This is a genomic window from Arthrobacter sp. fls2-241-R2A-172, from assembly GCF_030208885.1.
Classification (GTDB): domain Bacteria; phylum Actinomycetota; class Actinomycetes; order Actinomycetales; family Micrococcaceae; genus Arthrobacter.
In genome coordinates this window covers 30,726-52,420 of sequence record NZ_JARVTB010000010.1, presented here as the reverse complement: position 1 = coordinate 52,420, position 21,695 = coordinate 30,726, and the positions used below count along the sequence as shown (strand labels likewise).

General features: G+C 63.0%; 21 protein-coding genes and 1 tRNA gene. 18 read left to right on the top strand and 4 right to left on the bottom strand.

Going from position 1 to position 21,695, the window contains the following annotated elements; translation table 11 throughout:
* Positions 1–37: 37 nt before the first annotated feature.
* Positions 38–1,411: a flavin monoamine oxidase family protein gene (locus tag QRM57_RS14965; RefSeq protein ID WP_284987158.1), complete on the bottom strand. Its 1,374-nt coding sequence runs from the start codon at positions 1,409–1,411 to the stop codon at positions 38–40.
* Between the two features lie 108 nt (positions 1,412–1,519).
* Here QRM57_RS14965 and QRM57_RS14960 point away from each other — a divergent pair, with 108 nt between their 5' ends.
* The 5 genes from QRM57_RS14960 to QRM57_RS14940 all read left to right on the top strand — a co-directional run bounded on the left by QRM57_RS14960 (position 1,520) and on the right by QRM57_RS14940 (position 5,765).
* Positions 1,520–2,236, top strand: a complete 717-nt coding sequence (locus QRM57_RS14960; RefSeq protein ID WP_257369996.1) for a TetR/AcrR family transcriptional regulator — start codon at positions 1,520–1,522, stop codon at positions 2,234–2,236.
* 76 nt (positions 2,237–2,312) lie between these two features.
* A complete protein-coding gene (locus QRM57_RS14955) occupies positions 2,313–2,918 on the top strand; it encodes a helix-turn-helix domain-containing protein (RefSeq protein ID WP_284987157.1) in 606 nt (201 codons plus the stop codon).
* On the top strand, positions 2,911–3,819 hold the full coding sequence (locus tag QRM57_RS14950; RefSeq protein WP_284987156.1) for an EamA family transporter: 909 nt from the start codon (positions 2,911–2,913) through the stop codon (positions 3,817–3,819). The genes QRM57_RS14955 and QRM57_RS14950 overlap by 8 nt, the downstream gene beginning before the upstream one ends.
* A 109-nt stretch (positions 3,820–3,928) precedes the next feature.
* The gene (locus QRM57_RS14945; RefSeq protein ID WP_284987155.1) at positions 3,929–5,056 is read left to right on the top strand and encodes an L-talarate/galactarate dehydratase; all 1,128 of its coding nucleotides are present in this window, start codon (positions 3,929–3,931) and stop codon (positions 5,054–5,056) included.
* Between the two features lie 10 nt (positions 5,057–5,066).
* Positions 5,067–5,765 (top strand): FadR/GntR family transcriptional regulator, encoded by a 699-nt coding sequence (locus QRM57_RS14940; RefSeq protein WP_284987154.1) that lies wholly within the window; start codon positions 5,067–5,069, stop codon positions 5,763–5,765.
* Between the two features lie 215 nt (positions 5,766–5,980).
* Here QRM57_RS14940 and QRM57_RS14935 read toward each other — a convergent pair.
* A tRNA-Leu gene (locus tag QRM57_RS14935) sits at positions 5,981–6,063 on the bottom strand.
* 372 nt (positions 6,064–6,435) lie between these two features.
* On the opposite strand from QRM57_RS14935, the gene QRM57_RS14930 reads away from it, so the two are divergent.
* From QRM57_RS14930 to pknB, 7 genes are read left to right on the top strand one after another with little or no spacing between them, the layout of a single operon-like run.
* Positions 6,436–7,185, top strand: coding sequence for an FHA domain-containing protein (locus tag QRM57_RS14930; RefSeq protein ID WP_257369991.1), 750 nt, complete (start codon positions 6,436–6,438; stop codon positions 7,183–7,185).
* 5 nt (positions 7,186–7,190) lie between these two features.
* Positions 7,191–7,670 carry an FHA domain-containing protein FhaB/FipA gene (locus QRM57_RS14925; RefSeq protein ID WP_235518677.1) on the top strand — a complete coding sequence of 160 codons (480 nt, stop codon included), beginning with the start codon at positions 7,191–7,193 and terminating at the stop codon, positions 7,668–7,670.
* Between the two features lie 3 nt (positions 7,671–7,673).
* Positions 7,674–9,362, top strand: coding sequence for a PP2C family protein-serine/threonine phosphatase (locus tag QRM57_RS14920; RefSeq protein WP_284987153.1), 1,689 nt, complete (start codon positions 7,674–7,676; stop codon positions 9,360–9,362).
* Complete coding sequence (locus tag QRM57_RS14915; protein WP_257369989.1) at positions 9,359–10,789, top strand: FtsW/RodA/SpoVE family cell cycle protein; 1,431 nt, start codon at positions 9,359–9,361, stop codon at positions 10,787–10,789. The genes QRM57_RS14920 and QRM57_RS14915 overlap by 4 nt, the downstream gene beginning before the upstream one ends.
* The gene (locus QRM57_RS14910) at positions 10,786–12,243 is read left to right on the top strand and encodes a penicillin-binding transpeptidase domain-containing protein (RefSeq protein ID WP_257369988.1); all 1,458 of its coding nucleotides are present in this window, start codon (positions 10,786–10,788) and stop codon (positions 12,241–12,243) included. Before QRM57_RS14915 ends, QRM57_RS14910 begins: the two co-directional genes overlap by 4 nt.
* Positions 12,240–14,093 carry a protein kinase domain-containing protein gene (locus QRM57_RS14905; protein WP_284987152.1) on the top strand — a complete coding sequence of 618 codons (1,854 nt, stop codon included), beginning with the start codon at positions 12,240–12,242 and terminating at the stop codon, positions 14,091–14,093. Before QRM57_RS14910 ends, QRM57_RS14905 begins: the two co-directional genes overlap by 4 nt.
* A 10-nt stretch (positions 14,094–14,103) precedes the next feature.
* Positions 14,104–16,014, top strand: coding sequence for a Stk1 family PASTA domain-containing Ser/Thr kinase (gene pknB / locus QRM57_RS14900; RefSeq protein ID WP_284987151.1), 1,911 nt, complete (start codon positions 14,104–14,106; stop codon positions 16,012–16,014).
* 97 nt (positions 16,015–16,111) lie between these two features.
* On the opposite strand, the gene QRM57_RS14895 is transcribed toward pknB, so the two are convergent.
* Together QRM57_RS14895 and QRM57_RS14890 are read right to left on the bottom strand one after the other, a co-directional pair.
* Entirely contained in the window at positions 16,112–16,753 is a 642-nt protein-coding gene (locus QRM57_RS14895) for an aminodeoxychorismate/anthranilate synthase component II (protein ID WP_284987150.1), read from the bottom strand.
* Between the two features lie 170 nt (positions 16,754–16,923).
* Positions 16,924–17,751, bottom strand: coding sequence for a class E sortase (locus tag QRM57_RS14890; RefSeq protein WP_416404072.1), 828 nt, complete (start codon positions 17,749–17,751; stop codon positions 16,924–16,926).
* A gap of 156 nt (positions 17,752–17,907) precedes the next feature.
* Between QRM57_RS14890 and QRM57_RS14885 the strand changes: the two genes are divergently transcribed.
* The 6 genes from QRM57_RS14885 to QRM57_RS14860 all read left to right on the top strand — a co-directional run bounded on the left by QRM57_RS14885 (position 17,908) and on the right by QRM57_RS14860 (position 21,286).
* Positions 17,908–18,162, top strand: a complete 255-nt coding sequence (locus QRM57_RS14885) for a cell division protein CrgA (RefSeq protein WP_235518085.1) — start codon at positions 17,908–17,910, stop codon at positions 18,160–18,162.
* A gap of 44 nt (positions 18,163–18,206) precedes the next feature.
* On the top strand, positions 18,207–18,716 hold the full coding sequence (locus tag QRM57_RS14880) for a methylated-DNA--[protein]-cysteine S-methyltransferase (protein ID WP_284987149.1): 510 nt from the start codon (positions 18,207–18,209) through the stop codon (positions 18,714–18,716).
* Positions 18,716–19,246: an RNA polymerase sigma factor gene (locus tag QRM57_RS14875; protein WP_284987148.1), complete on the top strand. Its 531-nt coding sequence runs from the start codon at positions 18,716–18,718 to the stop codon at positions 19,244–19,246. Before QRM57_RS14880 ends, QRM57_RS14875 begins: the two co-directional genes overlap by 1 nt.
* Positions 19,243–19,869 (top strand): methylated-DNA--[protein]-cysteine S-methyltransferase, encoded by a 627-nt coding sequence (locus tag QRM57_RS14870; protein WP_284987147.1) that lies wholly within the window; start codon positions 19,243–19,245, stop codon positions 19,867–19,869. Before QRM57_RS14875 ends, QRM57_RS14870 begins: the two co-directional genes overlap by 4 nt.
* 23 nt (positions 19,870–19,892) lie before the next feature.
* A complete protein-coding gene (locus QRM57_RS14865; RefSeq protein ID WP_284987218.1) occupies positions 19,893–20,579 on the top strand; it encodes an alpha-ketoglutarate-dependent dioxygenase AlkB family protein in 687 nt (228 codons plus the stop codon).
* Positions 20,580–20,686: 107 nt separating this feature from the next.
* Positions 20,687–21,286: a DNA-3-methyladenine glycosylase I gene (locus QRM57_RS14860; RefSeq protein WP_284987146.1), complete on the top strand. Its 600-nt coding sequence runs from the start codon at positions 20,687–20,689 to the stop codon at positions 21,284–21,286.
* Positions 21,287–21,695: the final 409 nt, after the last annotated feature.

Genomic DNA, 21,695 nt, shown 5'->3' with positions numbered 1-21,695 from the left:
GCTCCCCCGGCCTGCCGGTGTGATTACCACAGGGTGGTTAGACGCTGACCGACGCCAGCTTGTTGGCTTCGACGATGCGCGCGGCGGTCGCCTGGCCCATCCGGACTGCGCCGTCAACGTGCTGGTAGCCCTCGGCTGCCAGGTCCGAGGAGGACCAGTAGATCGGGCCGACGTTGGCGTGCTGGTCCTTGCCGTAGCGGTGCAGGCCGCCCAGGTCGTAGCTGGAGGCGTAGGCACCGCGGGTCCATTCCTCGGAGCCCCAGTCGGACTCGTAGTAGACCTCGGGCGTGAGGGCCTTGTCGCCCAGGAATCCGGCGATGGATTCGAGGATGGCCTTCTTGCGGTCCTCGGCGCTCAGCTCGAACACGGCGTCGGCCTTTTCGTCGGAGACGAAGCCCACCAGGGTGCCGCGGGTGTCGCCGTGGTTGGTGTTGTCGTAGACCTCCTGGACCAGTGCGCCGGCGCTGAAGCCGGTGCCGGAGAGTCCGTCTTCACGCCAGAAGGGGGTCTCGTAGACGGCGTGCACCTTGATGACCAGGCCCAGCGACTGGTGCTGGTGCATCTGGTGCTGGCGGCGCGGCAGCGGCGGGTTGAAGGAGACACGCGAGTAGAGGTTCGGCGGAACAGCCATGATCACGTAGCGCGCGTTGACAGTGGCCTGCTCGGACACCACGGTGACCTTGTTGTCTTCCCAGTTGATGGTGCGCACAGGGCTGTTGAGGATGACGTCGGAACCCAGTTCTGCTGCCTGCAGCAACGAGACCTGCTGCATGCCACCTACCACGCGCTTGTCCAGGATGAAGTCCTCGTCCGTCAGGTGGCTGAAGCTGCCCGCGGAAGCAGCCATCAGGACTGCCTGAAGTGCCGAGAAGGCGTGGGCGGGCTTGGTGAGCATGCCACCGGCGATGAAGAGGCCGATGTTGTTGCAGGCTTCCTCGTCACTGGAGTTCTGGCGGAGCCAGTGGTGGAAGGAGATGGTGTCCAGCTCGCGGGCCTTGGGGTGGGCCCAGGGCTCGGTGGGGCCGATTTCGGCCGCCAGTTCGTCAAGGATGGCCACCAGCTTGTCCATTTCGACCTTGGTGGTGTCGTTGACCGGGAAGGAGTCGCCGGTGTACCGGGTGCGCTTGCCGTCGGCGCCGATGTAGACGGACTCGCCGTCGCGGTAGCGCGAGTACATCTCCAGTCCAAGCTCATCCAGCAGGGCCATGAGGGCCGTCTGGTCCGGTGAAACCCACTGACCGCCGATCTCCAGCATGGCGCCGTCGATGGTGTCGGTCCAGGTGCGGCCGCCCACGCGGTCGCGTGCTTCGAGCACTGCGACGCTGAGTCCGGCCTTCTTCAATTCGCGTGCCGCCGTCAACCCTGACGGTCCGGCACCGACGATTACAACGTCGCGATCAAGATTCTGCATGATGTCCTCTCCGTGGCCGTCCGTTGGCGGCTGACCAATAAATGAATGCCATTCATTTATATCCAATAGTAGCCGCCCTGACCCCGGCTGTGAAGACCCGGTGGAATAATGCTGGGGACACAGGCAGCAGAAAGGCTCCCGATGCCCGCACCGACTCCCGCAACGTCCGCCACTCCGGCGCGCCCTGTACGCCGCCGCGCCGGCAGGCCTACGGCCGCGGTCCTGGACCAAGGCGGCATCACGACGGCGGCCCTGGAGTTGATCGGCACCAAGGGTTACAACGGACTCACCATGGCCGCGTTGGCCCGCTCATTGGGTGTCGCACCGTCCGCGCTGTACAACCACGTCTCATCGAAGGACGACGTGCTCATCCTGCTTATGGACCACCTGGCCGCGATGGTGGACGTCTCGGCATTCGGCAGCGAACCATGGGAATCCGCCGTTCGTCGCTGGGCCTGGTCCTACCGCGATGTCTTCTCTGAGCACACTCCCCTGATTCCGATCATCGCGGTGCTGCCCGTTGCGAACGCCCCCAAGACACTCGCCATGTACGAGTCCGTCACTGCGGGCTTCCGCGAAGCCGGGTTCCCCGAGGACCGCATCATTTCCGCGATCGTAGCGCTTGAAGCCTTTGTGTTCGGCGCCGCGTACGACGTCACCGCCCCGGACGACATTTTCGACGCCGGCAGCCTCGCCAGCCAGGTCCCCAACTTCACCGCAGCCGTGGACCGACTGGCACTGGAGAATCACCCGCGGCCGACGGATGTTGCGTTCAGCCTGGGACTCGAGGCGCTGATCAGCGGCTTCGGGGCGTTGCGCGCCTGACGTTTACCGAAGGGGCCGCCCCTTCAGATCCACCACGGAATACTCATTGCCAAGATAGTGCACTATGCTGCACTTTGTGGAAGACAATGCAGAAACTTTAGCGCGGGCAATCGGCGAGCGCGTAAAACAGGAACGCAAGGGCCGGGACTGGACCCTCGACCAGCTGGCCGAAATTGCGGGGGTCAGCCGCCGCATGGTGGTCAATGTCGAGCAGGGTGCGGTTAATCCGAGCATCGGAACCCTGCTGCGACTCAGCGATGCCTTGGGTGTCGGGCTGCCCGCCCTGGTTGAGCCTCCAGCATCCCGGTCGGCGAAGATCACCCGGTCCGGTGAGGGCGCCGTTCTGTGGACAGGGCCGTCCGGGGGCCGGGGCGTCCTGGTCGCGGGCACCGAGTCTCCCGACGTCGTCGAGCTTTGGGACTGGACACTGGCGCCCGGCGAACGGCACGAAAGCGAAGCGCACTCCGCAGGTACCCGCGAGTTGCTGCAGGTTCTGGAAGGCTCGCTGACGGTGAGCGTCTCGGAGGAAATCCACGTACTCAGCATCGGCGACGCCTTAACCTTCTTTGGCGACGTCGGCCATGCGTACTCCAATGACTCCCGGCAGCGCACTCGGTTCACCCTGACCGTCCTGGAACCAGGGGTCGGCGCAGCACATCGGACGGAGACCCCGAATGCGTGACCGTTTGTCCGGAACCATCGGCGGCCTTCCTCCATGGTCAATGGCCGTTGCCGCGATGATGGCGGTACAGCTCTCGAATGCCCTGTCTGTTGCAGTCATTCACCAGGTGGGACCCGCAGGCACGGCCTGGTTGCGCATGTGCTTTGGCGTCGTGTTTTTGTGGCTGGTGAGCCGTCCGGCCATCCGGTCACTGCGACGCCGCGACCTGCCCGCATTGATCGCACTCGGAGTGGTCACGGGCTTCATGACCACATTCTTCCTTGCCGCCGTCGAGCGCATCCCACTGGGAACCGCGGTCGCCATCGAATTCCTGGGTCCCCTCACCGTGGCCGGCCTCATGAGCAAGCGCCGGAAGGCGCTTATCTGGCCACTCCTCGCCTTCATGGGTGTGGTGCTGCTGACGGAGCCGTGGCACGGCACCATCGACATGGCCGGCGTGGGATTCGCCCTTGCGGCCGGGACATGCTGGGGGCTGTACAACGTACTCACCCAACATGTTGGCGATCGTTTCGGTGGCATCAGCGGACTCTCGCTCACCATTCCGGTCGCCGCCCTGGCCACGCTGCCCATTGGCTTGCCGCAGGTCCTCGGAGGATCCCTTGAGTGGTGGGTGCTGCCTGTTGCAGCCGGGATTGCGCTGATAACTCCGGTGATTGCTTTCGGGCTGGAGATGCTTGCCCTCCGGCGCATGACGCACACTGCTTTTGGCACGCTGCTGTCCATTGAACCGGCGTTTGGCGTGCTGATCGGCGTGCTCGTTCTGGCTCAGGCACCCACTGTCTTGCAGCTTGTTGGGGTCGCCCTGGTTGTGGTTGCGGGGACTGCGGCGCAGCAAGGTGGCCGCCGGTCTCCCACGCCGGCGATGACGACTGACGTTCCGGCGTCGCCCGCGGCCCCCTAGGTCTTCGGGCTTCGCCTGCCCGGTGAAGGCGCAGTGGGCTTTGATCGGCAGGAAAGCTTGTAGAACAAGTAGCCAACTTGTATTCTAAGTAAAACCACTTAGGAGAACCATGAGCACCGTAGATCTGATCCGCCACATCAAGCTGTCCACCGCTACGCTTCCCCTTTCCGTGCCGATCAGCGACGCCAAGGTCTTCACAGGCCGCCAGAAACCGATGACCGAAGTGGTGTTCCTTTTCGCCGAGATCACCACGGAACAGGGACACACCGGCCTGGGCTTCAGCTACTCCAAGCGTGCGGGCGGCCCTGCGCAGTATGCCCACGCCAAGGAAGTGGCAGAAGGAATCATCGGCGAGGACCCCAACGACATCGGCAAGATCTACACCAAGCTCCTTTGGGCCGGCGCCTCGGTGGGACGCTCGGGGGTGGCAACCCAGGCCCTCGCCGCCATTGACATCGCGCTCTACGACCTCAAAGCCAAGCGTGCCGGACTCCCTTTGGCCAAGCTGCTGGGGTCATACCGGGACTCCGTCCAGACATACAACACCTCCGGCGGCTTCCTCAATGCCACCCTGGACGAGGTCAAGGAACGCGCCACGCAATCCATCGACGAAGGCATCGGCGGCATCAAGATCAAGGTGGGCCTGCCCGATTCCAAGGAAGACCTGCGCCGCGTCGCTGGAATCCGCGAACACATCGGCTGGGACGTGCCACTCATGGTGGATGCCAACCAGCAGTGGGACAGGGCCACCGCCCTGCGCATGGGCCGCCAGTTGGAGGAATTCAACCTGGTCTGGATTGAAGAACCCCTGGACGCCTACGACTTCGAAGGCCACGCGCACTTGGCCCAGGTGTTGGACACGCCCATCGCCACGGGCGAAATGCTGGCCTCCGTGGCCGAACACAAGGGCCTTATCAACGCGAACAGCTGCGACATCATCCAGCCGGACGCGCCCAGGGTGGGAGGCATCACCCAGTTCCTCCGACTCGCGGCCCTGGCGGATGAGAGAGGCCTGGGCCTCGCGCCCCACTTTGCCATGGAAATCCACCTCCACTTGGCCGCGGCGTATCCCCGCGAGCCCTGGGTGGAACACTTCGACTGGCTGGACCCGCTGTTCGAGGAGCGCCTCGAAACCAAGAACGGCCGCATGATCGTCCCGGACCGCCCCGGACTGGGCGTAACCCTCAGCGGACAGGCCCGCGCCTGGACCACCGAATCCGTGGAATTCGGCGCGTAATCTTGAACCCATGAGCCGAAACCTGACCGCGGACCTCGCCGCCGACCTTCGCAACCGCATCGTCGACGGCGCCATCCAGCCAGGTGAGAAGCTGCCCAGCGAAAACACCCTCATCAGCGAATTCGGGGTGAGCCGGACCGTCGTCCGTTCGGCCCTGACCCGGCTGCAGGCCGAGGGACTTGTTGAAACCGAACGTGGGCGGGGCAGCTTTGCGCTGACTCCGCCCGCCGAGGGTCCGTCGCAGGCGCCCGGAACCCGCCCGGTCTCCAGCATGGAGGACCGCTTGCAAATGCTGGACTTCCGCGTTGGGGTGGAAACAGAAGCCGCTTCCCTGGCCGCACGCAACCACACCGAACGCCAGCTCAAGGCCGCGCACGGCGCCTTGGAGCAATTCATCGCCAGCGCAGGCCACCCGGCCCACTCCATGAAGGCCGACTTCGAATTCCACAGGGCCATTGCGGCTGCCACCGGCAACCCCTTTTATACGGACTGCATCTCAGCATTGGGACAAACCATGATCACGATGCCCCGCCCGCGCCTGGTCACCACCGAGGACCAGGACTCCCCGGAGCGGTTCGCGGAGGTGGTCCACGAGCACACCTCTATATACACAGCAATCTCTGAGGGAGATCCGGTGGCAGCAGCGGCAGCAATGCGCGTGCACCTGAATAACTCACGACGCCGGTTCACCGGATCCGCACGCAGCTAACGGTTCCGCGGGGCTCACCCCGCACCCTTGGCCCACCTGGGACGGTCAAATCCGGCCCTTGTTCGAAATCCCTGCGCTGCATCCCCGTGGCTGGCCCGCATATCCGTTGTTGCCCAGCAACGGATGAGCGGGTCGCCAACGACCTTGTGAGCGTAAAAGGTGAGAGGACAAAACAAAAGAGCCCCGATCCTAAGACCGGGGCTCTTTCCTTTGCGTGCGCGAGGGGGGATTTGAACCCCCACACCCTTTCGGATACTGGCACCTGAAGCCAGCGCGTCTGCCGTTCCGCCACTCGCGCGCAACTTCTTTTTCCGGACTTCAGCAGGCTTCCCAGCTTTGTTTCCTTCAAAAGCAGCGAGATCAAGCATAACGGACATTCGCTGGAAAACACCAATCGGGGTGCCAAGAGGGTCCCGCACACCACTCTCACCCGGCAAAATTCCCTCAACAACGGCTGAATTCCATGGAAATTTCTCGCCCCGGCAGCCGCGCCAGCAAGGGCCCGGAGAGAACTTTTCCGGGTCGTAGGGCGTTGTGGATTAAGGCCATTCCCAGTCAGTCCCAGTAGTATCGGGGAGTGGAAGGGCCGTCAGGCGCGCACTTCGCTGTGTGCGCACTCGGACTATCGGACAGGCACAACAGGTGCCGCGGCAAGGAAAGGAGAACGACCATGGGTTTGCTGGACAAAGTCGAGCGCGGCATTGAAAAAGCCGTCCGAAACGTCTTCTCCACGGGGTCGCGGGCACGTGTTGAACCGGTGGAGATCGCGAGCAAGCTAAGGCGCGAACTGGACAACCAGTCCATCACCATCGCCGCCGGCCGCACCCTGGCTCCCAATGTTTTCGATGTCCTCCTGAGCGATGAGGATTTCGCAAGGGCGCAGGAGTGGGGAACTCCCCTGGCCGAGGAACTGTGCGATGTTGTGATCCAGCACGTCCGCAGCCAGGGCTACACGCTTCAGGGATCTGTCCGGATTTCGTTCCGTCGAAACGACGAGGAACGCGCCGGCCATTTTGAAATCACCTCCCGGACCGAGAAGCAATCAAATGATGCAGCGCCGGCTGCCCAGGCCCCTCGCAGCCACGTTCCCGCTGCTCCCGCCCGGCAGCCCACCCGCCTCCAGCCCGTCCTCGACATCGGTGGACAGCGATATTCCCTCAATGCCCGGTCAGTAGTGCTTGGCCGTTCATCGGAAGCCGACATTCTTGTAGATGACACCGGCGTTTCGCGGAAGCATCTTGAGATCCGCACCGAGAATGGCAGCACGTGGGCCGTCGATATGGGTTCCACCAATGGCAGCTACGTCAACGGACACAAGGTAAACGGAAGCGTAGAGCTAACTGACGGCTCAACCATCACGATGGGACGTACCAAGATCATTTTCCGCCTCCTCCCCCAAGCCCCGGGTGGCCACGCGTGAACGACATCAGCGAACTGACCATTACAGCGCTTCGCTTTGGGTTCCTCCTGCTGCTCTGGATCCTGATCTTCAGCATCGTGTCCACCATGCGCCGCGACTTTCAGATCGGCCGCAAAGCCGTGACGGGCGTTCCCACAGCCCGGGAAGTCCGCAAGCACCCGGAACTGGCTGCGTCACCGCCGCCGCCAATCCAGCACGCACGCACTTTGGTGGTCACGGAAGGCCCCCTCAAGGGCACTACGGTCCCCTTGGCAGCGAGCCCCATCCTGCTCGGCCGTGCGCAGGAAGCCACGTTGGTCCTCGAGGACGATTATGCCTCGGGGCGTCACGCCCGCCTCTTCCCGCAGGGCAGCCGCTGGTTCATCGAGGACCTGGGCTCCACTAATGGCACCTACCTGGCCGATCAACAGCTCACCCGCGCGTTGCCGGTTGAACTTGGCGTCCCCGTGAGGATCGGCAAGACGGTCATTGAATTGAGGCCGTAGTCCATGCCCGCCCCCGAGACCCCCGACGGCAAGGACACGCCCGCGGAGCGCCCGCTCATCATGCGCTACGCCGCGCGTTCGGATGTCGGTCGGATCCGCTCCAAGAATGACGACTCCGCATACGTGGGCCGCCATCTTGCTGTCGTGGCCGATGGCATGGGTGGCCACGCCGGCGGTGACGTCGCCTCAGCCTCAACGGTCCTGGACATGATCCACCTTGATCATGACAACTATCCGGAGGGCGCAGACACCGTCCTGGCCGACGAGATCCAGACGGCAAACTCGCTGCTGTCCGAGCTCGTCCACCAAAACCCCAAGCTTTCCGGCATGGGCACCACGGTCACCGCCCTGCTGCTCGAGGACCGCAAGCTCCACTTCGCCCACATTGGCGACTCCCGCGCGTACCGCCTGCGCAACAAGAAATTTGAGCAAGTCAGCGTTGACCACACGTTTGTGCAGCGCCTCATCGATGAAGGCCGCCTTCGCCCTGAAGAAGCAGAAACACATCCCCACAAGAACGTCCTGATGCGCGTACTCGGCGACGTCGATGCCAGTCCCGAACTGGATCTGGATGTCCTGGACGTCGAACCCGGCGAACGCTGGCTCCTGTGCTCCGATGGCCTCAATTACGTTGCGGGCCACGTAGTGGAACGCATGGTGCGCGAGACCAAGGACCTGCGCGAATGCGCCGACATCCTGGTTGACCTCACGTTGGAAGCCGGCGCACCGGACAACGTCACCGTAGTGATGCTGGAAATAGCGGAAGAGACCGACGACGACGTCAGCACGGCCGCCGTCGACATCGTCCCGGCAGCGGCGCTTGCCTCGTCCGACGACGAAGCCGACTCACTGACCGCCTCCAAGTCGCCGGACGGCCCCGCCGCAAGCAAAGCTGCTGAGGAATCTCATGACAGCTCCGCAGCGAAGGCTGCCCGGGACGCAGAGCCTGGATCGTCCTTCAGCGCGGGTGACCCGACCACGATGGACAAGGATGCGGAATCATCCGAATCGTCCGACTCGGGGGAACCCCCGGCCACTACCGATCCCCATCTTGGCGAGCATCTGTCTGCGGAGGTTTTGCGCGAGGAACTCGCCAGCCGCCCCCACGAGCTGGTTGGAGCAGCGGCCACGGCAGCGGAGACCGGATCAATTCCAACTGTCGCGGGCCGAACGGTGGCCCGTCGCGCGGCAACGGTCCTGACCCACAAAGCCGAACAGGACCGTGCGGACGCTGAGGAGCCGCCTCGTCGTCGCGTTCGATGGCTGATGCCTGCGGTTGCCGCCGTCGTTGTCCTTGGCGTCGTGGTAGGCCTTTGGCTCGGCTATGCGTGGACCCAAACCCGGTACTACGTGGGCGAATACGACCAGCGGGTAGCCATCTTCAACGGAATTTCGCAGAGGCTCGGCCCCATTCAGCTTTCCCGGCTGGAAGCCGTCACAGATATCAGGGTGGATTCATTGCCGGAATACGGCCAGCAGAGCGTACGCCAGACCGTGCCCGCGGGCGACCTCCACGATGCCCAGGGCATTGTGGAGAACTTGAAGAATACGGGCAGCGCTTCAGCAAACTGCCCCACAAAGGGGCCCAAGCCGACGCCGTCGCCGACCATCAGCGTTCCCGTACCCAGTACGGCCGCAGTCGCGACCCCGACCCCCTCGCCCATCCCCACATCCTGTGAGGCGGCCAAATGACGCAGGTTGAAACCGCCCCCAAGCCCCGCAGGAATGTTGAGCTGATCCTCCTCGTCCTGGCACTTTCCGTGGGTATCGGTGCCAGCGCCTTGGTAAGTATCAACTCGAAAGTTGGGCTGGACAGCGATTTCTGGTTCCAGTCCAGCCTTCTCGCGGTGGCCGCCCTGGCCTTCCACGTGGTGCTGAGGCTGCGCGCCCAATATGCAGACCCGGTAATACTTCCCATCGTCGTGGCCCTGAACGGCCTCGGCTTGGCCCTCATCCACCGGATGGACGGACCCGGGGATGACACTGGCAATAATCAACTGCGTTGGACCCTCATCGCGATGGCTGTGTCCATTGCCGTGATCTGGTTCCTTAAGGACCACCGTGTCCTGCGCCGCTTCACCTATATTTCGCTGGCAGTGAGTGCGCTCTTGCTGCTTATGCCGTTGATCCCTGGCATTTCTGCCGGTGAGATCCTGGGCGCACGCGTTTGGATCCGGCTTGGACCCATGACCTTCCAGCCGGGTGAAATCGCCAAGATCACCTTGGCTATATTCTTCGCCGGGTATCTTTCGTCCAACCGTGACCTGATCCTCCTGGCCGGCCGGAAGATCGGTCCCATGCAGTTCCCGCGGTTCAAGGACCTCGGCCCCATGATTACCGCTTGGCTGGTGAGCATCGGCGTGTTGGTTTTCCAGCGCGACCTCGGTTCCTCCATCCTCTTCTTCGGCCTGTTCATTGTCATGATCTACGTGGCCACCAGCCGTATCTCCTGGGTGGTTATCGGCGTCCTGCTGATCTTGGGCGGCGGCTTCGTCGCCTCGCAGATTTTCTCCCACGTGGCATTCCGCATCGACAGCTGGATCAACGCATTCACCCCGGAAGTCTTCGGCAGATCGCCCGGCGGCAGTGGGCAGATTGTCCAAGGCCTCTTCGGCATGGCTGACGGCGGTCTGGTAGGCACAGGACTTGGACAGGGCCGACCGGATCTGGTGCCCTTCGCCAACAGCGACATGATCGTGGCGCTTATCGGCGAAGAACTCGGCTTGATCGGCCTGTTCGCCGTGGTGATGTTGTATCTCCTGCTCTTCACCCGCGGTTTCCGCGCCGCATTGGGAACACGCGATGCTTTCGGAAAACTGCTGGCCTGCGGCTTGTCCTTTGCCATTGCCCTCCAGTGCTTCGTCGTCATCGGCGGCGTCACCCGCCTGATACCCCTGACGGGCCTCACCACGCCGTTCCTGGCTGCGGGTGGTTCCTCGTTGCTGGCCAACTGGATCATCGTCGGTTTGCTCCTGATGATTTCCAATACCGCCCGCGGCCCCGTGGATACAACCCCCATGGTCAACAAACCCCCAGCCACCGGCAGCAACCCAGTCGTCCGTAAACCGGCCACAGGCCAGACACCCAGCGCACCAACAGAGGCGGTGAAGCAACAATGAACCAGGCAATCCGCAGTTCCTGGATGGCCGCCGTCGCCATGTTCGCGCTGATCCTCGGTGCCATCAGCTACGTCCAGGTCATTGGGGCCGATGACCTCAACTCCAACCCGTGGAACCAGCGCGCCATCCTGGCCTCGTATTGCAACGACCGCGGCGCCATTATTGTGGGCGGGAAGCCGGTGGCAGAGTCCGTTCCCGGGACAGAGACCTGCGCGTTCCAGCGCAAGTACAACCAGCCTGAGCTTTACGCGGGGGTCACTGGATACTTCTCCCGTGGCTATGGTTCCACCGGCCTTGAGCAGTCCATGGGCGATGTCCTGGCCGGCAACTCGGACCAGTTGTTCCTGGATCGCCTCAGCCAGATGTTCCTTGGCAACGAGCCCAAGGGTGCTTCCGTGGAGCTGACATTGGATCCGGAGATCCAAAAGCTGGCCTACGATCTCATTCCGGACGGCCAGCGCGGCTCCATCGTCGTGACCAATCCCAAGACCGGTGCGATTCTGGCGATGGTCTCTAAGCCCTCCTATGATCCCAACCTGATAGCTACCCATGATTCCAAAGCAGCAGATGCAAACATGGCCCAGCTGAACCAGATTCCAGGGATCAACCTGAACCAGAACGTCAGTGGACCTACCGGCAACCTGCTATCGCCCGGGTCCGTTTTCAAGCTCATCGACACCGCAGCGGCACTGAACTCGGGCAAGTACAACAAAGACAGCGAACTTCCCAACCCGTCCAGCCTGCCGTTGCCGGGTTCCAGCGCGAGCCTCCCCAACTATGCCGGCGGTAACTGCAACGTCCGGGAGACGGCGTCGTTCGTCTTTGCTTTGGAGCAGTCCTGCAACACGCCATTCGCCAGCATCGCGCTGGACCTTGGCCAGGATGCCATCCGCGACCAAGCCAAGAAATTCGGCTTCGGCGAGAACTTCGGCGATCAACTCAAGCTCCAGATGGCACCCAGCATCTTCCCCCAGGACCTCGACCAGGCACAGCTCGCCCAGTCGGCTGTAGGCCAGCGCGACGTCAAGGCCACCCCGCTCCAGATCAACCTGATGACGGCGGCCATCGCCAACGGGGGGGTGCAGATGAAGCCCAGCCTGGTGAAGACTGTTCGCGCTCCGGACCTTCGCGTCATCAGCGAAGCCAAACCCGAGGCCCTGCGCACCAGCACCACGGCCCCCATCGCAAGCCAGATCACTGAGTGGATGACCAGTGCGGTGGACAACGGCATTGCCAAGGGTGCAGCCGTTCCCGGTGTGAAGGTGGCCGGCAAGACCGGAACCGCGGAGCTGGGGGATTCAGGTTTGAACAACTCATGGTTTACCGGGTTCGCCCCGGCAAACGACCCGCAAGTGGCCGTCACCATCGTCATGGAAGGTGTGGATGTGCTCAGCGGTGCCAAGCTAACCAGTCCGAACGCAAAGAAGATTTTTGAGGCGGTGTTGAATAAGTGAGGCCTACTTCGGGAATCACACTCGGCGGCAGGTTCCAGCTGACCAGTCGCATTGCGATTGGCGGCATGGGCGAGGTCTGGAAGGCCAAGGACCAGATCCTGGGCAGGATCGTAGCCATCAAGGTGCTGAAAGAGGAGTACACGGGAGACCCCGGCTTCCTTCAGCGCTTCCGTGCCGAGGCGCGCCACACCGCACTCCTCAACCACGTAGGCATCGCCAACGTCTTCGATTACGGCGAGGAAGCCGGTTCGGCGTATCTCGTCATGGAGCTCGTACCGGGCCACCCCTTGAGCGGCATCCTGGAACGCGAGCAGGTTCTGTCCCCGGACATGACTCTTTCGATCATCGCCCAGACTGCCCGCGCCCTCGCGGTTGCGCATGCCCAGGGCCTGGTTCACCGCGACATCAAGCCGGGCAACCTGCTGATCACCCCGGACAACCGCGTCAAAGTCACCGACTTCGGCATCGCCCGCCTGGCTGACCAGGTGCCGCTGACCCAGACGGGCCAGGTCATGGGTACCGCCCAGTACTTGGCGCCTGAGCAGGCCACCGGCCAGACTGCCACCGGCTCCTCGGATATCTACTCGCTGGGTGTTATCGGTTACGAGTGCCTCACGGGTCACCGTCCGTTCTCCGGGGAATCGCAGATCGCCATTGCCCTCGCCCAGGTCAACGACGCACCGCCGCCCCTGCCGGAGACACTGCCGACACCTGTCCGCGCACTCCTGATGTCCATGCTGGCCAAGGACCCCAAGAACCGCCCGGCCAACGCCATTAAGCTGGCCGAAGCCGCCGAAGCCATCCGCAATGGCGACATCGCCACCGCTCACGCTGCCGTTCCCGGGATGCTGCTCTTCGAAAGCACCACTGGCCCCATCACGGCGCCCGTCGATACCGCAACGGCACCCACCGGCGTCGTCACCTCGCCTTACGGCAAGGAGCAATCGTCGACGGCGACTTCCGCGCTTCCGGTGCTGGGCGCCGGTGCCGCCGGTGCTGCACTGGGGGCTGCGGCTGCATCCTCTGACAACGCCCTGACCCGTGCCAACGCGCTGGAGGCAGAACGCCAACTGAACGACGAAGAGGAAGTCATCTACACCGATGACGAAAACTTCGACGACCCCGAGCCGGAACGCAAGAAGCGCAGCCCGTGGACGTGGCCGCTCGTTGCCCTGATCCTGTTGGTGCTTTTCGCGCTGGTTGGCTTCCTGATCTCACAGTCCGGATTCTTCTCACCCAGCCCCGCACCCAGCGAGATCACCTCCACAAGCCCCAGCCGCAGTGCAAGTCCTACGCAGACGTCGGCTTCCCCTAAGCCTTCGACTACGCCAACGTCCGAGGCGCCCTCACCCACGCAGTCAACGCCGCAGACCATCAACCTCATCCCTGCGGAATACCTCGGCAAGCCTTTCGACACGGTCAGTGCACAACTCGGCGCACTGGGCCTGCAGGTCAGAGGGGAGCAGGTCTTCGACGACCAGGCTGCTGTAGGGATCGTGACCGGCATTGACCCGTCAGGCGCCGTCCAGCCGGGCGAGGTCATCACCGTCCAGTACTCCAAGGGTCCGCAAGCTCCGCCGACGGTTGCTGTTCCCACCATCGCTCCCGGTGCCAGCGAAGCACAGGTCAGGGCTACCTTGGAGGGCGCGGGCCTCAAGTGGATCCCGGGAGATCCCGTCAACGGCGCCGTGGGCCAGCAGCCTGGCACCTTTGTTCGGTCGTCCCCGGCAGCAGGAACCGAGGTTAATGCAGGTTCCACCGTCACCTACTTCCTTGCCAAGAACGTAGCTCCCACCAACCCCAACACCCCGAGCGCCAACCCCAGCGCTTCCGGAAACCCGAAGAACTAAGTAAGCCATCATGTCCACGCCCCGGCCCGGTCCTGCACATCGAGAGGAGAGCACACCTGTGTCTTCACAGCGCATCCTCAATTCCCGCTATGAGCTCGGTGAGCTCATAGGCCGGGGTGGCATGGCAGACGTCTATCGCGGCACGGACACTGTTCTGGGTCGGACCATCGCCGTGAAGGTGCTGCGTGCCGATCTTGCCCGCGATCCCCAGTTCCAGGCTCGTTTCAAGCGCGAAGCCCAGGCTGTCGCGGCGCTCAACCATCCCTCCATCGTGGCCATCTTCGATACGGGCGAATACTCCGTGCCGGGCGGCCCCGGGGAGGACGTCCGGGTGCCCTACATCGTAATGGAGTTCGTTTCCGGACGGACCCTGCGCGACATGATCAAGGCGAACGAACTGGGCGTCGAGGACTCCATCGGCTACACGCTTGGAGTCCTTGGAGCGCTGGAGTACAGCCACCGGGCAGGAATCGTCCACCGGGACATCAAGCCGGCCAACGTCATGGTCTGTGCGGATACCGGGGATGTGAAGGTCATGGACTTCGGCATTGCCCGGGCCATGGCTGATTCTGCGGCCACCATGACGCAGACCCAGGCCGTGGTGGGGACAGCACAGTACCTTTCACCGGAGCAGGCCCGGGGCGAGACGGTGGATGCCCGGAGCGATCTCTACTCGGCCGGGTGCCTCTTGTACGAGCTGCTGACCAGCAGGCCCCCTTTTGTCGGCGACAGTCCCGTATCCGTTGCCTACCAGCACGTCCGCGAAACCCCTGACCCTGCCAGCGCCCACAATCCTGACGTTTCCGAGGCACTGGACTCCGTCCTGGCCAAGGCCCTGCAGAAGAACCGGACAGACCGTTTCCAGGACGCCGCATCCTTCCGACGAGCACTGCGCGCAGCCAGCAACGGCATCCCCGTTCCGGTCCTGCCGGCCAGCGAGGCCCCCACGGACCCGAACGACCTCGTGGAACCGGAAGACCCTGCCACACAGCTCCTGAGTGCCACGGCCGTGGGTTTCCTTGACGTGGACCAGTTCAAGGACGAACCTGTGGAGCAAGCCCAAGAGGAAGCACTGCCCCTGGGCCTCCCTGCAGAACGTGAGCCGACAGCACGGCAGAAGTCCCGCCGTCGGGCCTGGACCGCCACGTTGGTAATCTTCACGCTCCTGGTGCTTGCCGGCGGCGGTTTTTGGCTTTACAGCCTTATGAATATGCAGCCACCGCCCCCGGCAAAGATTTCTGTTCCTGCGGTGACCAACATGACCGAGTCCCAGGCAATCCAGGAGATCTACTCGGCAAAGCTGGTTCCCAAGAGCGTGCGCGAACCCAGCGACAGTGTCGCCAAGGACATCGCAATCGGCACGGCACCGGTAGCCGGAGCCATGCTGGACCAGAACGCCGAGGTGATCCTGAAGATCTCCAGCGGGCCCAGTTCGGTAACCATCCCAGCGAACATCGTGGGTCGCACCGAAGGCGACGCCCGGGAAGCCCTGCGCAAACTGGGCATTACCGGAGACATCGTTTCGGTCCGCACGCACAGCGCCACCGTTCCCGTGGGCCTGGTCATCAACACAGGACCAGCACCCGGCGGAGCCATCGCCGCGTCATCCAAGGTGGAACTGCAAATTTCTTCGGGCAAGGTCCTCATGCCCCAGCTGATCGGACTTCCGCTGGCAGAGGCAGAGGGCGCCCTCAAAGCCAACGGCTTGGTCATGCAGGTGGTGGAGCAGGAGAACTCCGAGGTGGCAGCCGGTACCGTAACGGGTCAGAGCGAGGCGTTCAATACCGAAGTGGACCAGGGCAAGACGGTCACCGTGACAGTAGCCAAGGCTCCGGTAGTGCCTACACCCACCCCGACGCCAACGCCGACTCCGACCGACACGGACAAAGCCACGCCGAAGCCGACGCCCACCAAGAAGTAGCGGCCGGCGCTGTCGCTATCCGCCGACCTCCGCGTGCTGCTCCTCCGTCGCTTTGACGCAGGCTTCCGGTCGCCGAATGCGGCCGTACTTTACGTACTTACTGCTTGATCAGCGGGCTCAGCTTGGCTGCGCGTTCCGCGGCTCCAGTCATGCCCAAGGACTCGAGCCAGTTGCCCAGCATCTGGTAGCCGCCCTCGGTCAGCACGGATTCGGGGTGGAACTGGACGCCGCACAGCGGAGCAGTCTTGTGCTGCAGTCCCATCACGACGCCGTTGGTGGTTTCAGCGGTGATTTCCAGGACATCCGGGATGGACTCACGCACTGCCGCCAGGGAGTGGTAGCGCGTTGCCGTTACGGGCGACGGGAGGCCGGCGAACACGCTTTTGCCTTCGTGCCGCACCGGAGAAGTCTTGCCGTGCATGAGCTCGGGCGCGTGCGTCACCACACCGCCGTAGGCCTCGGCGAGGGCCTGGTGTCCCAAGCACACGCCGAACATGGGTTTACTGGCTTCACCGCACCATTTAATGAGCTCGATGCAGACGCCGGCCTCAGCAGGGGTGCCGGGACCCGGCGAGACGAGGACGCCGTCGCGGGTAGAGGCGAGCTCGATTGCCTCAGCAAGTGTGACGTCGTCATTGCGGACAACCGTGGTCTCTGCCCCAAGCTCCTGCAGATATCCCACCAAGGTGTAAACGAAGCTGTCGTAGTTATCCACTACAAGGATTTTTGTTGTGCTCATGGCTGTTGCAGTAAACCAATCGTTGAGTCAGTCAAAGCGGTGAATTGGGAAAACCAAGGAAAGAGGAACTCCACCATCAGTACCAGTGCTACGGCCACCAGTACCAAGCATGTCACGATCCTGACCCACACGGGCCCGGGCAGGTTACGGAAGATCCACGCGTACATCCGTTACCCCTTTCCGTTTGCCTTGGCCACCTGGGCGGCGATTTCCGACGGCGGACCGGCCGAGGCAGGTTGCCAGCTGTCCAGTAACGAGTAGGCGATGATTCTTTCCTGGGACCCGAAGCGGGGGTTGCAGCTGGTCATGGTGAGGATGCTCTCCTTGGGCTGCGCACCCGGCTGGGTAGGGACAGGCATCAGGACATCCGTTCGGTCCGGCGTGACGATCTGGTTGTTCCGGAAAGCGTAGGTGTAGTACCCGTCGGCCGTTTGCACATAGATCTTGTCCCCGGGAACAAGGGTGTGGATGTTATCGAGGACGGCGCCGTGGGTTTGCCGGTGGCCCGCAACGGCGAAGTTGCCCAGGGCGCCGGGCATACTGGTGCTTCCATAGTGGCCCAGCCCCAGCGTGTCCAGCACACCGGAATCGGTTCCCTCGATGATGGGCCTCGTGTAGTCCGCGCCGAAACGGGGGACGTACATGATGCCGATCGTCTTACCGTATCCGGGCGCAGTTCCCACTACGGGTTGACCAAAATTCGCGGGATCAGCGGGAGCGGTGGGTGCCAGGGGGCCCTTGAATTCCTGCGCGAAGTCGTGGATCGCTTCAGTCTGCTTGGCGTCCGCTTCCACGTTGGTCCACCATAGTTCCCAACCAACGAACAGCAACAGGACGACCCCTGCCGTAATGAGGAGTTCACCCAGGATCTGGCTGATCTTCCGGATAACGTCGGATGCGCGGAGCCGTTTTTTGGGATGGCTTCCGTTGTCGCTGCGGCGGGACGGCACGGCCGGGTCAGCCGTCGTCTGCTGGTGCGCCACAGGGTCTCCTCGGATAGTGCACGGGCGGCGCGGGCTGCACGTGAGTTGCGGCTAGACTTGACAGCTAGAACCAACCCGGAACGCCGTGTGGCCGATAACCGCTGGAAATTTCCTTCCTGCAGGATACCAAGGCTGGCCGAAACGGGTGCCAACCGAACAGCAGGAGGATCCGTGCCCGAGTCCAAGCCCCGCAAGCGGCCCACCAGTCAGGCCCCGCAGACTTCGGCCGCGAAGCAGTACAAGCCCAACCCGGTTTGGTACAAGGCCGTGATGTTCGGACTCATGATCCTCGGACTCCTCTGGATCATCACGTTCTACATCACGCAGGGCCAGTTCCCGGTTCGGGACTGGGCGTCATGGAACATCGTGGCCGGCTTCGGTATTGCGATTGTGGGCTTCCTGATGACCACGCGCTGGCGCTCCTAGGACCCCGCACCTCACATTTCCGTGCCCGTGAACGTCTACAGGATATGAGTAACCGGCACACCACCATGGAGTCCCCGTTGGGGCAGTTGACCCTGACTGCACGCGGGGATTTCCTGACAGGTATCTTCTACGAAGGGCACTGGCATATGCCCCCACAGGAGTACTTTGGCGTTCCCACTGGCGTCGAAGATCCAGTGTTCGCCTTGGCCCGGGTAGAGCTCGAAGAATACCTGGGCGGCAGCCGAACGGATTTTGACATCCCTTACGACGCCGGCGGAAACGCCTTCCAGCAGAGGGTCTGGGACCGGTTGAAACATATACCTTTCGGGGAAACAGTGACCTACGGCGAGCTCGCGGCTGAGCTTGGCGACCCCCACCTTGCCCAAGCTGTTGGATCAGCTGTCGGCCGCAACCCCATAAGCATCATCATCCCGTGCCACCGGGTGGTGGGCCGCCATGGACAACTGACCGGATACGCTGGCGGTCTTCGCAACAAGCGTTACCTTTTGGACCTCGAGGAGCCGGCAGTGGTCAGGGAAGGCAAGCTTTTCTGATGCAGCCCCGGCAGTTGGCCACCAAGAAGCCGTTCGAAGCCGTCGTCCAGGAACAGGGCGCCACCGTACTCCGGGTGTGCCGCGCAGTCCTGGGCGTTCATGACGCTGACGACGCCTGGTCTGACACCTTCCTGGCAGCCCTTCAGTCCTATCCGGCACTCCCGGCGGGAGCCAATGTGCAGGCATGGCTGGTGACCATCGCACATCGCAAATGCGTCGACCACCTGCGGGCCGGTAACCGTCGTGCTTTGCCAACCGACAACCCTCCTGAGCAGTCGTCCCGCCTGGGCATTCCGGGTGGAGGCCACCCGGAACTCCTCGACGCCGTCGCCCACCTGCCCCCGAAGCAACGGCAAGCAGTGGCCTACCACTACATAGCGGGGATCCCGTACAAGGACATCGCGGAGCTCCTTGGCGTTACCCCTGAAGCCGCGCGCCGGGCCGGAGCGGACGGCGTGAAAGCCCTGCGCACGGCGCTTGCCCCCAAACCGGTCCTGGCACATTCATCCCCGAAGGGAGACAGCAAATGACCCTGGATCCAAGCCCCGACCTTGCCGAGGTCAACCAGCTCCTGACACCCACGTTCGGAGACGTGGAGCCTGCCCTCACCAGTCTTCACGCGAGGTTGGCCCGCGATGCCCAGCTGCTCCACACCTTGGACGTTGCCTACCGGGTGGTTGATTCGCCGGTGGGAAAGCTCTTGCTGGCAGCAACAGACCGTGGAATCGTACGGGTGGCCTTCGAACGGGAAAACCATACTGACATCCTGCAGGTCCTCGCGAACACCATCAGTCCCCGCATCCTCGAGGCGCCGGCGCGCCTGGACAACGCTGCACGGCAACTCGACGAGTACTTCAGCGGAACCCGCAGGGAGTTTGACCTTGTGCTGGATTTCCGGCTGTCCCGCGGGTTCCGCCTCAACGTGCTCCAGCACCTGCCCCGGATCGCGTACGGCGAGACTGAGAGCTACGCTGACGTTGCCCGGGCGGCAGGCAGCCCCAATGCTGTGCGCGCCGTAGGAAGCGCCTGCGCTACCAACCCGATTCCGGTGATCGTTCCGTGCCACCGCGTCGTCAAGTCAGACGGCAGCTTTGGTGGCTACCTCGGAGGTGCGGACGCCAAACGCGCACTTCTCACGTTGGAGGCCGCGTGAGCGACGATGACGCCCTGTTTCCCCTGGAGCTGGTGCAGTCAGAAACCCACGACGCCGGTCCCCGCCTGGTCGCGCCCGGTGCAGTCCACGTCCCTGGCTGGCTTACGGAGGAACAGCAACGGTGGATAGTCGCGCGCTTCGCTGAATGGACCCAGGGACCGGTGCCCCTGCGCGCGGCCACCCTGCCCGGCGGTCACCAAATGTCCGTGCGTACCGTTTGCCTGGGTTGGCATTGGCAACCCTACAAGTACACGCGGGAAGCTATTGACGTTAACGGTCGACCTGTCCTTGAGTTCCCGGACTGGATGGTGCGCCTGGGCCGGAAGGCGGTCGCTGCTGCCTATTCCACCGATGGCGTGGAGAACGGGTTGCCTCCCGCAGAGGCTTACGCTCCCGATGCGGCCTTGGTGAATTTCTACGATGACGGTGCTGCCATGGGCATGCACCAGGACAAGGACGAGCGTTCGGACGCTCCGGTGGTGTCCCTCAGCATTGGGGACTCGTGTATCTTCCGTTTCGGCAACACGAAAACACGCACCAAGCCCTACACCGACGTCGAACTTCGATCCGGGGACCTCTTCGTCTTTGGCGGTCCGTCCCGGTTCGCTTATCACGGCATACCCAAGGTCCTGCCTGGCACTGCGCCCGCGGATTGCGGCCTCACTCATGGCCGGATCAACATCACCATGCGGGTTACAGGATTGTCGTAAGCCCGGAGCAGGGGCAACGCTTCAATGTCAGTGCGTAGGGGCAGAATATCCCTGGAAGCTAGATTACCTGCCGGCCGTGTGGCCGGCGCGGCCGCAGAGGAGCGTTCATGACCCCGGACACCGGCACCATCATCGGTGAGGACGGCCTGGCCCGTCCCCTGTGGGCCGCCTCGGATCCCCTCATGCAGGCTTACTACGACCATGAATGGGGTATGCCGGTCCGCGATGAACAAGGTTTGTATGAGCGGATCAGCCTCGAAGCTTTCCAGGCTGGTCTCTCGTGGGCCACTATCCTCCGGAAGCGGGATGCGTTCAGGAGGGCCTTCCTGGATTTCCACCCGGAGAGCGTGGCGGCCTTTACGGAAGCGGACGTTGAACGGCTCATGCTGGACGCAGGGATTGTCCGTAACAGGCTGAAGATCAAGGCTGCCATCACCAACGCAAAAGCCACTATCGCATTACGCGAAGAAGGCGGCCTGGTGGACTTTGTTTGGTCCTTCCAACCGGCAAGTACCCCAGCGCCGCGTACCTTCGCCGATATCCCCACGACGTCCCCGGAGTCGATCGCCTTATCCAAGGCATTGAGGAAAAAGGGCTTCGCCTTCGTCGGCCCAACCACCATGTATGCACTCATGGAGGCGATAGGAATTATCGACACCCACCTGATGGACAGCCACCGGCGGGGCACTTCCGGGGTGTGGTCTTAGGAGGCAGGCATGCCGGGACCACCAAAACACCAACCCCACACTGCTTTCCACAGAAGTGCGTAACTTTATCCACAGGCGTGGATAACTTCTGTGGACATCCACGGACTTACGCTGTTTATCCTTGCGATGCTGCCGATCGGCGGACAGCGGTACTCCGGGGGACAGTTATACCCACTGTGCATCAAGCTGTGGATAGTGCTCCAAGCTTCACCGAAAGTTCAACTACTCCGCGTTGCCGGCGTTGCCGAAACCAGGTTCGATGGCACGGCAAGTGAATGAGGCCGTCGTGTACGCCGACTCGTTGCCGCTGCCTTGGAGGGCGGGCCCGGGTCCCATCACTGGAACACTTACCCACTTAACAACAGGCCAGTACCCACAAGTTATCCACAATTGGGGACAACGTGTGGGT

Bases quoted from the DNA above. Each gene is read 5' to 3' on its own strand.
- QRM57_RS14930 (WP_257369991.1), top strand. From the start codon at position 6,436: ATGGGTTTGCTGGACAAAGTCGAGCGCGGCATTGAAAAAGCCGTCCGA.
- QRM57_RS14860 (WP_284987146.1), top strand. From the start codon at position 20,687: ATGACCCCGGACACCGGCACCATCATCGGTGAGGACGGCCTGGCCCGT.
- QRM57_RS14960 (WP_257369996.1), top strand. From the start codon at position 1,520: ATGCTGGGGACACAGGCAGCAGAAAGGCTCCCGATGCCCGCACCGACT.
- QRM57_RS14965 (WP_284987158.1), bottom strand. From the start codon at position 1,411: ATGCAGAATCTTGATCGCGACGTTGTAATCGTCGGTGCCGGACCGTCA.
- QRM57_RS14910 (WP_257369988.1), top strand. From the start codon at position 10,786: ATGAACCAGGCAATCCGCAGTTCCTGGATGGCCGCCGTCGCCATGTTC.
- QRM57_RS14920 (WP_284987153.1), top strand. From the start codon at position 7,674: ATGCCCGCCCCCGAGACCCCCGACGGCAAGGACACGCCCGCGGAGCGC.
- QRM57_RS14945 (WP_284987155.1), top strand. From the start codon at position 3,929: ATGAGCACCGTAGATCTGATCCGCCACATCAAGCTGTCCACCGCTACG.
- QRM57_RS14875 (WP_284987148.1), top strand. From the start codon at position 18,716: ATGCAGCCCCGGCAGTTGGCCACCAAGAAGCCGTTCGAAGCCGTCGTC.
- QRM57_RS14915 (WP_257369989.1), top strand. From the start codon at position 9,359: ATGACGCAGGTTGAAACCGCCCCCAAGCCCCGCAGGAATGTTGAGCTG.
- pknB (WP_284987151.1), top strand. From the start codon at position 14,104: ATGTCCACGCCCCGGCCCGGTCCTGCACATCGAGAGGAGAGCACACCT.
- QRM57_RS14895 (WP_284987150.1), bottom strand. From the start codon at position 16,753: ATGAGCACAACAAAAATCCTTGTAGTGGATAACTACGACAGCTTCGTT.
- QRM57_RS14870 (WP_284987147.1), top strand. From the start codon at position 19,243: ATGACCCTGGATCCAAGCCCCGACCTTGCCGAGGTCAACCAGCTCCTG.
- QRM57_RS14880 (WP_284987149.1), top strand. From the start codon at position 18,207: ATGAGTAACCGGCACACCACCATGGAGTCCCCGTTGGGGCAGTTGACC.
- QRM57_RS14940 (WP_284987154.1), top strand. From the start codon at position 5,067: ATGAGCCGAAACCTGACCGCGGACCTCGCCGCCGACCTTCGCAACCGC.
- QRM57_RS14950 (WP_284987156.1), top strand. From the start codon at position 2,911: ATGCGTGACCGTTTGTCCGGAACCATCGGCGGCCTTCCTCCATGGTCA.